The organism is uncultured Amphritea sp., assembly GCF_937127095.1.
In the GTDB taxonomy this organism is placed as follows: domain Bacteria; phylum Pseudomonadota; class Gammaproteobacteria; order Pseudomonadales; family Balneatricaceae; genus Amphritea.
In genome coordinates this window covers 103,621-116,110 of the sequence record NZ_CAKZLP010000066.1, presented here as the reverse complement: position 1 = coordinate 116,110, position 12,490 = coordinate 103,621, and the positions used below count along the sequence as shown (strand labels likewise).

The 12,490-nt window shown below is 50.3% G+C and carries 12 protein-coding genes; 5 read left to right on the top strand and 7 right to left on the bottom strand.

The window, feature by feature from the left end; genetic code table 11:
• Positions 1-259 precede the first annotated feature (259 nt).
• Positions 260-853 (bottom strand): Fe-S biogenesis protein NfuA, encoded by a 594-nt coding sequence (nfuA, locus tag Q0499_RS16925; protein WP_299201698.1) that lies wholly within the window; start codon positions 851-853, stop codon positions 260-262.
• A gap of 198 nt (positions 854-1,051) precedes the next feature.
• Here nfuA and Q0499_RS16920 point away from each other — a divergent pair, with 198 nt between their 5' ends.
• Together Q0499_RS16920 and Q0499_RS16915 are read left to right on the top strand one after the other, a co-directional pair.
• Positions 1,052-2,380 carry an MATE family efflux transporter gene (locus tag Q0499_RS16920; RefSeq protein ID WP_299201695.1) on the top strand — a complete coding sequence of 443 codons (1,329 nt, stop codon included), beginning with the start codon at positions 1,052-1,054 and terminating at the stop codon, positions 2,378-2,380.
• Between the two features lie 80 nt (positions 2,381-2,460).
• The gene (locus Q0499_RS16915) at positions 2,461-3,630 is read left to right on the top strand and encodes a cation:proton antiporter (RefSeq protein WP_299201692.1); all 1,170 of its coding nucleotides are present in this window, start codon (positions 2,461-2,463) and stop codon (positions 3,628-3,630) included.
• Between the two features lie 57 nt (positions 3,631-3,687).
• On the opposite strand, the gene Q0499_RS16910 is transcribed toward Q0499_RS16915, so the two are convergent.
• Entirely contained in the window at positions 3,688-4,671 is a 984-nt protein-coding gene (locus Q0499_RS16910; protein ID WP_299201689.1) for a glycosyl transferase family protein, read from the bottom strand.
• A gap of 197 nt (positions 4,672-4,868) precedes the next feature.
• Here Q0499_RS16910 and rlmD point away from each other — a divergent pair, with 197 nt between their 5' ends.
• Both rlmD and Q0499_RS16900 read left to right on the top strand, forming a co-directional pair.
• Entirely contained in the window at positions 4,869-6,263 is a 1,395-nt protein-coding gene (rlmD, locus tag Q0499_RS16905; RefSeq protein ID WP_299201686.1) for a 23S rRNA (uracil(1939)-C(5))-methyltransferase RlmD, read from the top strand.
• Position 6,264: 1 nt separating this feature from the next.
• Positions 6,265-6,903 (top strand): RluA family pseudouridine synthase, encoded by a 639-nt coding sequence (locus Q0499_RS16900; RefSeq protein WP_299201683.1) that lies wholly within the window; start codon positions 6,265-6,267, stop codon positions 6,901-6,903.
• Positions 6,904-6,911: 8 nt separating this feature from the next.
• Here the strand turns inward: Q0499_RS16900 and Q0499_RS16895 are convergent, their stop codons facing one another.
• The 3 genes from Q0499_RS16895 to dapA all read right to left on the bottom strand — a co-directional run bounded on the left by Q0499_RS16895 (position 6,912) and on the right by dapA (position 10,305).
• On the bottom strand, positions 6,912-7,865 hold the full coding sequence (locus Q0499_RS16895) for a 2-hydroxyacid dehydrogenase (protein ID WP_299201680.1): 954 nt from the start codon (positions 7,863-7,865) through the stop codon (positions 6,912-6,914).
• A 148-nt stretch (positions 7,866-8,013) separates the two neighbouring features.
• Complete coding sequence (gene bamC / locus Q0499_RS16890; RefSeq protein WP_299201677.1) at positions 8,014-9,411, bottom strand: outer membrane protein assembly factor BamC; 1,398 nt, start codon at positions 9,409-9,411, stop codon at positions 8,014-8,016.
• A gap of 18 nt (positions 9,412-9,429) precedes the next feature.
• Complete coding sequence (dapA, locus tag Q0499_RS16885; protein ID WP_299201674.1) at positions 9,430-10,305, bottom strand: 4-hydroxy-tetrahydrodipicolinate synthase; 876 nt, start codon at positions 10,303-10,305, stop codon at positions 9,430-9,432.
• 226 nt (positions 10,306-10,531) lie between these two features.
• Between dapA and Q0499_RS16880 the strand changes: the two genes are divergently transcribed.
• Positions 10,532-10,999, top strand: coding sequence for a peroxiredoxin (locus Q0499_RS16880; protein WP_299201671.1), 468 nt, complete (start codon positions 10,532-10,534; stop codon positions 10,997-10,999).
• A gap of 94 nt (positions 11,000-11,093) precedes the next feature.
• Here the strand turns inward: Q0499_RS16880 and Q0499_RS16875 are convergent, their stop codons facing one another.
• Positions 11,094-12,173, bottom strand: coding sequence for an AI-2E family transporter (locus Q0499_RS16875; RefSeq protein ID WP_299201668.1), 1,080 nt, complete (start codon positions 12,171-12,173; stop codon positions 11,094-11,096).
• A 12-nt stretch (positions 12,174-12,185) separates the two neighbouring features.
• Positions 12,186-12,422: a sulfurtransferase TusA family protein gene (locus tag Q0499_RS16870; protein ID WP_299201665.1), complete on the bottom strand. Its 237-nt coding sequence runs from the start codon at positions 12,420-12,422 to the stop codon at positions 12,186-12,188.
• Positions 12,423-12,490 lie beyond the last annotated feature (68 nt).

The window sequence follows — 12,490 nt, the reverse complement described above, 5'->3', positions numbered from 1 at the left end:
ACTCCTTTTTCGAAAGAAACTGCGGGAGATACAGCAGTTACGGACTGTACGACATATCGTTCTTACTGATAAATGGGGCTTAGACAGCAAAATACAAGCACACCACAATAAAAGTTACATAAAAATGTAAAACCATTAAATAGCGTTATATCAGTTCGCCCGAAGGGTAACAACGTATCAAAATGGTGGGTATTGTTATGGCTTCTGTTTTTTCATTAAAAAAGCCCGGACATGCCGGGCTTCCTGAAACCATAATGCCTTATTTGTAATAGGCGTTATCGGTGACGGTGTGATCAGTCACATCCCGCACACCCACAAGGCCCTTAATCCGCTCTACCAGGGTTTTTTCAACACCGTCTTTAAGCGTCATATCAACGGCACTGCACCCCTGGCAACCACCACCAAACTGCAGGATAGCAATATGACCTGCCTGCTCTTCGACCAGCTCAATCAGTTTCACTTCACCACCATGGGATGACAGACCCGGGTTGATATCAGAGTAGAGAATATAGTTAATCTGCTCATCCATCGGACTATCATCAGAGACCTTAGGCACTTTGGCGTTCGGCGCTTTAATCGTCAACTGCCCACCCATGCGATCAGTGGCGAAATCAACCGTTGCTTCTTCCAGATAGGGTAAACTGGTTTTCTCGAAGTAAAACTTCAATTTCTCCTTCGGCATCACTACGTCGTCTTCTACAACTTCTTCGGGACGGCAGTAAGCCAGACAGGTTTCAGCGTAAGGCGTACCCGGCTGGGTTACGAACATCCGCACAGCAATACCTTCAACATTCTGCTTCTCCAGCAGCTCAGCAAGGTAGGTTTCGGCTGATTCAGTTACGGTAATATTCATCAAAATTCCTGTTAAATCACTCTCTCAATATGGCTTTCAGGATACACGCTTTCTAATCCCGAGTAAATTGCTCAGCTATTATCCGGAACATCGCCTTTTCAATTCTGTTAAACTGCCCCGTTTTACACCTTTGTGGCTGACTTCACAACATTCAGACAGCCATTCATCCATCGATTCCGGCCAAAGGAAACTGTCTTTTTGAACCGCCCGCAGCGCTTTCGAACCATTCTAGCCCTGGGCCTGCCCATCATTGGCGGTATGTTATCACAAAGTATTCTCAACCTTGTCGATGCTGCAATGGTGGGCCGCCTGGGTGAAACCGCATTGGCCGGAGTGGGTATCGGCGGCTATCTCAATTTTCTCGCTATCAGTCTGATTCTGGGACTGTCATCCGGAGTACAGGCACTGGTCGCCCGCCGCCGCGGGCAAAACCTGTCTGACGAAATCGCTACCCCCCTTAGCTGGGGAATAATCCTGGCCTTTATCATAGCGATTCCGCTGACTATTCTTTTTTTTATCAACGCCGAGTGGCTTATCGCTCTGATGAGTGACGATATCCAGGCGCAGACCATTGCGGATGAGTACTTCAAATACCGTATACTGGCGTTACTGGCGGTCGGCCTGAATCTAAGTTTTCGCGGCTACTGGAATGGTACCAATCGGCCGATGGTTTATCTGCGCATTTTGCTTGCAGTCCAGATTCTGAATATTCTGATTAGCTATCTTCTGATCTTTGGCTATCTGGGGTTTCCGGCGATGGGCGCACCCGGCGCGGGACTGGGAACAACGATCTCGCTGTACATCGGAGCACTATTATTTGCACTGGTAACACTGCCATCCGCGGTTAATAAAGGCCTGTTTTGCTTCAGTCTGGCTGACAGGGCCGGATTAGCATCAATCCTTCGCCTGGCGATTCCTCACTCAATTCAACAGTTCTTTTTTGCCGCAGCGATCGTGGTACTTTTCTGGATCATCGGTTTACTGGGGACTGCGCAACAAGCAATCGGACATGTACTGATCAATCTGGCGTTACTTCTGATTCTGCCGGGCGTCGGCCTGGGAGTCGCGGCAACCACCCTGGTCAGCCACTCACTGGGGCAACACAATCCCACGCTGGCAAGCCGCTGGGGCTGGGATGTTATCATTACCGCCACCCTGATCATGCTATTGCTCAGCCTGCCAATGTGGCTTTTCCCCGACCCGATACTCAGGTTGTTTCTGGCCACAGATCAGGCCGTTAATGCGGCACATACACCGTTAATGCTGACATGCCTGGCTATCTGCCTGGATGCAGCCGCTATCGTATTAACCCAGGCACTGCTGGGTGCGGGCGCTAACCGGGAAGTGATGCTTATCACCACACTGAGCCAGTGGGGTTTCTATCTCCCGCTGGCCTGGGTGATAGGCCCCTGGTTAGGCTATGGCCTCACAGGCATCTGGCTATTACAGGTGTTTCATCGGGCCGGATCATCCCTTATCTTTATTTATATCTGGAAGCGGGGAAACTGGGTTCATATACGCATATAGATTGGTTAGACTAAGGTTGATATATCGATTGGTTTCACCTGACCTCCCGAGCCCTAACTTACCGGATTTCGCCTAACGCTATGATGCAACAGAGCCTGGTTTTCTCATTTTTTCTTATTTTTACCGGGGCCGCCGTGCTGGCCTCTGTGGCTCTCTATACCCGCCAACCACTGCTGGTCGCCTACATCGTGCTGGGCGCGGCGCTGGGGCCTTATGGCTATAGTTTTATACAGGACACCGCCCTACTGGCAGATATCTCCCATGTGGGCATCATCTTTTTGTTATTCCTGCTGGGGCTGGATATGCAGCCAGGCCACCTGGCCCATATGCTTAAAAAAGCCACCCTGGTGGCCATTTTCAGCGCCATTATTTTTATGGCTATTGGTTATAGCGTGGGTATCGCCTTCGGTTTTACCCGCACTGAAGCGATCATTATCGGTGTCGCTTTGATGTTCTCCAGTACTATCATTGGTATCAAATTGCTCCCAACGACGGTGCTACATCACAAGCATACCGGCGAACTGGTGGTGGGTTTACTGCTACTACAAGACGTTATAGCGATTCTGGTGCTGCTGTTTCTTAACAGCGGTGAGAATGGCGCCAGCCAACTGATGACTTTCCTCAAAACAGCCGTTGCCTTACCTCTCATCATCGGCGGCGCCCTGCTCTTTGTCAGGTATATACTGCTACCGCTGATACAAAAATTCGATCGTTTTCATGAGTATATCTTCCTGGTAGCGATTGGCTGGTGCCTCGGCTTAGCCGAACTGGCGCACGCGGTAGGCCTGTCTGCTGAAATTGGCGCATTTATCGCCGGCGTCAGTCTTGCAACCAGTCCTATTGCCCAGTACATCGCCACCAGTCTGAAGCCGTTACGGGACTTTTTCCTGATTCTGTTTTTTTTCTCCATCGGCGCCAGCTTTAACCTCGGGCTGCTGGGACAGATCATTATCCCGGCATTGATACTGGCGATTCTGGTGCTGGTGATCAAACCGATCGTGTTCCGCTTTCTGTTACAGAGCATCAGTGAGAGCAATAAACTGGCCTGGGAAGTAGGCTTCCGTCTGGGCCAGATCAGTGAATTCTCACTGCTGATCGCCTACATGGCCACCAGCGCAGCGATGATCGGACAGGAAGCCTCTCACGTTATTCAGGCCACCGCGATCCTGACCTTCCTGCTATCAACCTATATCGTAATCTTCAACTTCCCCAGCCCAATTGCCGTATCGGACAAGCTGAGAAGGGATTGAGGCGACGTTGCTCGTTGCTCGTTGCTCGTTGCTCGTTTGTGACGTTCGAGCTACGAATTAATACCGCTCCTTATCCCTACTCTGCCACATCTGTTCTGCCAGCGAGAAGCAGGCGGCATCGTTATCCGCTTTGTTTAACAATTTAAGTATCAGCGCAAGGGTTGAGATAACGGCACCTTCGCCGTACTCATCCGCTGTTTTACCGCGCCACAGTCCCAACAGATCAGCAGTATCCAGATCCTGTTTAACCAGGCGACGGGGATAGTACCGGCCCCATTGGGAGGTACTGTAGTCGCTACCGCGGGTCCACTGTAGATCGCATTCGGCGTCGGGCTTTACCTCGGCTTCACCGCCATCGCCTTTAATCGTCAGGCCGTTCTCAACGCCAAGTAGCTGAGCCGTTTTCTGATGCATAGGACCGTAAGCAGGGTGAAATACGCCATCCACCGTGTGCTTTGCCAGCAGCGGATTAATCAGTCGACACAGAGTATGTACCGGCGAACGCAGCCCCAGCACCGGCCGCAGGTTGATAATCCTACTCATCTCCGGGCTGAGCATCGCAATTGGCATAAACGCGAACTGAGTAGTGTCCAGTGATTCACTCACCTCATCCCAATTGGTACAAAAATCAATACCAAATAGCGCCAGACAGTCTTCGGTATAAATTCGGCCCGGTGTATGCCCTTTGGCACCATGCATAAACACACGAATACCATTTTCAGCTAATAGAAGTGCGACAAGAATAAACCAGGGTAGCTGACGCTTCTTACCCGCATAAGTTGACCAGTCCAGATCGACGGTTAAAGCCTGGGGGGCGCCACAACGTCCGCGGACCGCCTCAATAAAACCAGCTAACTCTTCCGGCGACTCCTCTTTAACCCGCAGCAGCATCAGAAATGCGCCCAGTTGTTCAGGCTCAACCTGTCCATCCAGAATCATCTCCATCGCTTCACGGGCTTCCGCCTGAGTCAGGGAGCGCGAGCCTTGTTTACCTTTACCAAGAATTCGTACAAAGGGTGCAAACGGGTGTTCCTGTGACATAGATCGACTCTGATAATTGGAAGAAATTAGGCTCATTTTATACCCTGCCCCCCAATCCGATGAAGCATTTAGTCAGAAAAACACGTTTTAGCGGCAGGCTCATCTGCTGAATAGGCTTTACGGGCCGATGTAATGCTCCGTCAGGATGCTTTAATCCCCCCGCACTGGTAGAATCCGCCCTTCGTCAGGAGAAGCACATGAAACCGAACAGTTCCCGCACTATAAAACAGCCTCCGGCCCGCAGGCCGTCGCACCCTTTACCCGTTGAGCCGGTAGAGCTGAATATCAGCTCCCTCAGCTATGATGGCAGAGGGGTCGGTCGCTATCAGGGCAAAACGGCATTCATCACTAATGCACTGCCCGGAGAACAAGTTCTGGCACGACTGACCGAAGAGAAATCCCGTTTCTACCAGGGACACACCGATTCTGTTATTAGCCCCTCCAGCCACCGCATCGAACCAGTCTGCCCTCATTATCAACAGTGCGGCGGCTGTGATCTGCAGCATCTGGACAACCAGGCACAGCTGGAGCTGAAACAAACTCAGGCTCTCGAACAGCTTGAGCGAATAGGTCATACAAAGCCCGTCAGCATCTCCACTGCACTAACCGCTACCAGCTGGAACTACCGGCGCAGCGCCCGTATCGGCATCAACCAGCTTGCGGATGGAGAACCCATCGTTGGTTTTCGTCGTCGCGGCAGCAACCTGCTGACCCAGATCGATAGCTGTGCGGTACTGGACTCACGGGTCAGCGATATCTTCAGCCAGGTGAGGAACGGTCTAAGAGACAGCGGCGATATCAGATACATCACCCAGCTTGATGTAAACCTTGGCGATCAGGGCGGCTATCTGTCACTACGACTGAAACGGCCATTAACCGAGCAGCATCTGGAGATTTTCACCGCACTTGCCGATCATTATTCCTTGAGTCTGCAATACCACATTATCGAATCTGAGCAGAGCGAGGCCCCTGCTCAGCTAGCGAGCTATCAGTTAGGTGATCAGGTGCTGGAGTTCTGCCCTGGCGACTTTATTCAGGTGAATGCAGCCATCAACCAGCAGATGATCAGCAAAGCCTGCCAGTTACTGAACCTGAAAGCTGAGGACCGGGTACTCGATATGTTCTGCGGCCTGGGCAATTTCTCCCTGCCAGTGGCACACTCCGGCGCATCGGTAACCGGGGTTGAGGGAAGCATGAGCATGGTGCAACAGGCGCAACGTAATGCCCTGCAAAACCAGCTGGATAACTGTCGTTTCTTTTGCGCCAACCTGGCTGATGATCTGAAGGGACTGCAGTGGTTCAAACAGGGCTATAGCAAGATTATTATCGACCCGCCCCGTACCGGAGCCGCCTCACTGATCCCGCAGATCTGCAGCCTCAAACCCGAACTGATTCTTTATATCTCTTGCAACCCGGGTGCCCTTGCACGGGATAGCCAACTGCTGAATGAAGAAGGATACAGTTTGCAGGAATTTCTGGTGATGGATATGTTCCCACAAACCCATCATGTCGAATCGATGGCACTGTTTGTTCGCGGCAAGAAAAAATCACAGAAGAAGAAACTGTTTAACGGCAAGGGTATCAGTCGCTGAAATGATTGTCGCAATCGATGACAGGGATCTCCTCTTCGCTGACGATGAGATTGTCGTCGTAAATAAGGCCGCAGACTTGCTTTCAGTGCCGGGCCGCGGCGAAGATAAACAGGACTGCCTCTGGAGCAGAGTTCAGCTGTCGTTTCCAACCGCCAGAATTGTACATCGACTTGATTATGCAACCTCAGGGTTGATGGTGCTGGCGTTGAACGCGGCCAGCCATCGACATCTGAGTATTCAGTTTCAGGATAGAAAAACCGCTAAAACCTATCAGGCGATAGTGGCTGGCTTACTTCATCAGGAAAACGGCACAATCGATCAGCCGATGCGTTGTGACTGGGACAACCGGCCACTACAAATTATTGATCATGAACAGGGCAAATCAGCGCAAACCCACTGGCGGGTGCTTGAGACTCTGAATGATGCCTCCCGGATAGAACTCACCCCAATTACGGGCCGCTCGCATCAACTCCGGGTACATATGCAGTTTATGGGTCACCCGATTCTGGGCGACCGATTTTATGCCGGGCCGGAGCAGATCGCCCGTTCAGAACGTTTACTACTGCATGCTCAAACCCTTAGCTTCAGCCATCCGGTCACCGGTGAGGCGTTATCGTTTAGCTCGCCGGTGCCCTTTTGACGCCCGCTTTAATTGACCTGACGGATCATCTCGCCGCGCTTAAACCCGGCAATACTTTCAGTGACCTGATCAACAATCCGCTGCCGCGCCTGTACACTCCCCCAGGCACTGTGAGGCGTAATAATCAGATTGGGAATATCGTCTGCCAGCAACGGATTGCCATTCACCGGGGGTTCTTCACTGAGCACGTCAGTTGCCGCACCGGCAAGTTTACCCCGACGCAAAGCATCAGCCAGATCGTTCTCATTGACGATACCGCCACGGGAAGCGTTAATCAGAAAGGCGCCGGTTTTCATCTGATCAATGGCATTCGCATCAATCAGGTCCCGAGTCTCCTCTGTGAGCGGACAGTGTAAACTGAGCACATCAACCTGCGGCAACAGTTCCGCCAATGCAAGCCGACCACCAACGGTATCACCACCGATGCGCTGAGCGATCACGACATTCATACCGAATGCCCCCGCCAATTGCGCAACCCCGGCCCCCAGATTGCCATAACCCACAATCCCCAATGTCTTACCGCTGAGTTCCTGAATCGGATAATCCAGCAGGCAGAACTGTTCAGAACGGGCCCATTTACCATTACGAGCGGCTTCATTATAAGGGATCAGATTTGTATGCAGCGCCAGCATCAACGCCATAACATGCTGCGAAACAGAAGCCGTTCCATAGGCCTGACAGTTAGACACACTGATACCCAGTTCAGAAGCTGTCTGCAGGTCAACATTATTCGTGCCGGTTGCAGCGATACAGATATGCTTCAGCTGAGTAGCGGCAGACAGAGTCTCTCTGTCCAGAACCACTTTATTCACAATAACCACATCAGCACCCGCTATTCGCCCTGCTACCTGCTTGGGAGCAGTCGCCGGATATCGCGTGAAACTGCTGAATTCTGCTTCTAATGCTGCAAGATTAAGGTCATCACAGTCCAGACTATTCAGATCAAGAAATACGGCTTTCATCGCTATTTACTCCCAATTCCTTAAATAAAACCAGGCTTCTGAATAATCAAAGAACCCGAATCAAATAAGTTCATATAAAAAAAGGCCCGCTATAAAGAAGGCCCTTTCATCACAAATCTATCAACCGGGTTCAGCCCAGGCTAGACATTCAGATCTTATCTTTGATCTCCCAAAGGATCTCATCCGCAATCACCGCGGGTGCAGATAAACCATCCGGTGTTTTAACCGTCAAAAACACTCCGTTAGCGGTCCGGTTCATATGCAGCTGGTACTGACCAACATGCTCAAATTTACCTGATTCATTATTATAGACGCCATCCTGTTCGCTACCGAACACATAGATAACTCTACCTGCAAACCAGATTTTATAACCATTGCTGTTGGCTGCATCAGAATCACCCTCAATGCTGTACTGATCAGCCGCACCAGCTACCGTTTGATCACCTTCGGCAATCGCATACTGCTTTGAGCTGTATGAAGGACCATCAGTTACTTTTTCGCCTCCACCGAAACCTAAGACCTCACCTACGCGACCGGTATCAAAGCTAAACGATTTACGATCAGAGTGCAGCCACTCAAAGAAACCCATTGTTTCGGTATCTTCAAACGGCGTCGAAGTGGTGTACGTCATATAGATCACACCGGTTTGCTGATCACGTGTCCCCACATCCAGAGTCGTGTTATCGATAGCCTTATTGATCTGCCCCCAGGCCTGATCAACCGGCACCGTAATCTTCAGCGCAGGGAAGCCCTTGGAGTCACGCCCCATCTGAGGCTGATCATTATGCTGGCGCTTGAGCTCCTTCATACTGAGGCTGCCGTTCGCATTACTGCTTGATTTACTCAGGTAGCGCAGCATCTCAAACATCATATCGGTCTTATAACCCACATCTGCAGCGTCAGCAGTCCAGTTCACAGGCTGATCTTTCTGATCCTGAGCAACCCGGATATGCTGCATCGAGATGCTGGTGCGATCAAAATTATTGGCGACCGGACGCACAGACACACGCAGTTTATCACTGACAGGCCCCTCAATATCCTGGAAGGTCAAATGCTTGATCATACTATCGACAAAGCTTAACTCTTCCCCTGCAGTATCGATCCAGTTGGTTTCCATGACTCCCTCTTGCGGGGCCGATTTTGCCAGACCAACATTGTTAAAACTCCAGAAGTCCTGCAACTGAACCCAAACATCTGCGATGGGCTCATCCACAATCAGAACTTTTTCATCACCCTGGCGCTTCAGGTTAACGCTACCATTGCCTGCATCAGCGTAGAAGAACTCAGGACGAGGAACTTCAAAATCAGCGGTTCGTTGTGAGGCAGTCTGACCTGCACTGGGAATTTCCAGAGCTTCCTGCATCGCTTTTGAACGGGTTTGAATCGCTGGTGGCAGTTCGAGCCGTTTTGCTGCCTTGGCCTCTTCATAGTTCTGGCTGCGATCGTTGATAAGTCCATTCTCGCCGTAAATCGGGTTTGAGTATGAACCACATCCGGCAACACTCAACACAGCTGCTGCCAGAGGCAACAAGGCAATTATTCTCATTATGCTCGTCCGTTAGTTTCAGATAATTTCGCAGGTTTTCAGGGCATCTCGCACCTGACTGTGATACTGCTCTGACAAAACTGTCAGCGGTAACCGGATCGCCTGACCGATCAAGCCCATCTCCGCGACGGCCCATTTCACCGGAATCGGATTCGCCTCAACAAACATCGCTTTGTGAAGCGGCATCAGCGACGCCTGCAGTGCACGGGCAGATTCGATCTCACCAGCAATCGCCAGGCGACACAACTCGCCCATCTGCGCAGGTGCGACATTGGCGGTCACTGATATGTTTCCATCACCGCCCAGCAGCATCAACTCAACGGCTGTTTCATCGTCGCCGGAATAGATAGCAAACTCTTTGGGTGCCGCCTCAATCAATGCTTTGGCACGCTCAAGATTACCCGTAGCCTCTTTAATACCCACAATGTTAGAGATCTCTGACAATCTCAACACCGTCTCTGGCAGCATATCGCACGCGGTACGGCCAGGAACATTATAAAGAATCTGTGGAATATCAACCGCTTCAGCAATGGCTTTAAAGTGCAGATACAAACCTTCCTGGGTTGGCCGATTGTAGTACGGGGTCACCAGCAAACAGGCATCAGCGCCCACCTTTTTCGCCGCTTGAGTCAACTCAATCGCTTCCCGGGTAGAGTTCGCGCCGGTACCGGCAATAACCGGAATAGCGCCGCCCACACGGTCAACAACCCGTTTGATTACCTTGCAATGCTCATCACAACTCAGGGTCGCAGATTCGCCACTGGTACCGACGGCGACAATTGAGTCGGTGCCCTTCTCCAGATGAAAATCTACCAGTTTATCAAGCGCGTCCCAATCGACATCACCGTTAGAATTCATCGGGGTAACAAGAGCAACAATGCTGCCAGTAATCATCATGGTCTCCATCAAGAGGTATACAGAATGGCCTATGGTACTTGCCTGCGATTTGCGGCTCAACCCATTTAAGCTCAATAAGTTAGCGTATTCTGAATATTCAAAAAACGATATTTTCAGGGGCTGCCAAATCTGTGTAATCTGTTATCGTATAAAAAGCGTATCATTCTAACTGATCTCAGTCAGATAAGCGTAGTTTTTAAGACAGATTTTTTAAGGAATAAGTATGAGCCAGCCAACGATTGATCAGCCAGTAGCCAACTTCACCGCGGTAGCCACCAGCGACACCTCTGTGACGTTGTCCGAACTTAAAGGTTCCAACGTTGTAATCTACTTCTACCCAAAAGACAGCACCCCCGGCTGCACCACTGAAGGCCAGGACTTCCGGGATATGTATAGCGAGTTTCAGGCAGCTAACACTCAGATTTTTGGTGTTTCCCGGGACGGCATGCGCGCCCACGAAAATTTCAAAGCCAAACAGTCCTTCCCGTTTGAACTGATTAGTGACCCGGATGAAACACTGTGCAAACTGTTTGATGTTATCAAACTGAAAAAGCTCTATGGCAAGGAACATCTGGGTATTGAACGCAGTACCTTCCTGATCGATGCTGACGGCGTACTTCGAAAAGAGTGGCGTAAGGTGAAGGTCAAAGAACATGTCGCCGAGGTGTTAGAGGCAGCCAAGGGACTATAAAAACAGAACTTACAATCCAGAACATACAAATCAGAGTTTAGCTCCTGAAACAATAAAGCCGGCATCAGCCGGCTTTATTGTTTCTTGCTGATTACTACTCTGCTTTATTACCATCCTGAATAAACGCATGGCTTTTCGGCCAGGCATTCAGAATAGCTTTAATCAATGTGGCCAGCGGAATAGCGAAAAATACGCCCCAGAAGCCCCAGATACTGCCAAACACCAACACCGCGATAATGATAGACACTGGGTGAAGGTTAACAGCCTCAGAAAACAGCAGTGGCACCAGCACATTACCATCCAGTGCCTGAATAATGCCGTAGGCCAGCATCAGATACCAGAATTCATTGGTCCAGCCCCACTGAAAAAAACCGATCAACGCGACCGGCAGGGTTACCAGTGCTGCACCGATATAGGGTATGAGTACCGATAAACCAACCATGATGGCCAGCAGTGCTGCATAGCCGATTCCCAAAAAGGCAAACGCGACATAGGTTACCGACCCCACGATAACAATCTCAATCACTTTACCCCGGACATAGTTGGCAATCTGCTGATCCATCTCCGTCCACACCTGCGTCAGCATCGCTTTCTTTTGCGGCAAAAATGAAATCCACCAACGTACCAGGTTACTGCCATCTTTGAGAAAGAAAAACACCAGTATCGGCACCAGCACCACATAGATTAGCAGTGCAATAAGCCCGGTAATGGAGCTCAGCGAGTAAGTCACCACCATCTGCCCCAGCTGTCTGAGCTCGGCTGTAGCCAGATCAATAATCTGCGTAATCTGTTGCTCTGAAAACACTTCAGGGTATTGCTGGGGCAGCAATAACAAAACCTTTTTCGCCTGCGCCACCATCCCCGGCAACTCATTGAAGAGGTTAACTGACTGTTTCCAGGCCAGCGGCATAATAAACAGCAACAGTGACAGCAGTACACCAATAAACAGCGTAAATACCAGCAACACTGAAGCAAAATGTGGTACGTGGTGCTCTTTGAGCCAGACAATCATACCCTGCATCAGAAACGCAAGGATAATACTGGTAAACACCGGCGTCAGCGTTTGCCCCAGATACAGGATAACCCCCAGAGCACCCGCCAACAGCACCAGCAACAGCATCACCTCCTCATTTGAGAAGTAATCGTCGATCCATCTACTGAAAATTTTTCTCACGCTTTGCTCCTGTTAGCCGCGCTGGATAATATAGGTATACTGATCATCATTGCTGAACGATTCCAGCATTTGGTGGTCAGATTGATCGACAAAAGCCTTGAAATCACGCTGAGAGCCGGCATCAGTTGCTACCACTTTAAGGATTTTACCCGGCTTTAGCTTATGCAAAGCCTGTTTCGCTTTCAATAGCGGTAAAGGGCAATTCAGACCGCGGGCATCGAGTTGTTCATCCCAGTGGATCTCAGTCATAGAGCTACTCCTGATGCAGATAAGAGGCCAGCAATATATACCAAAAAGTGGGTTATTATAATCCATAA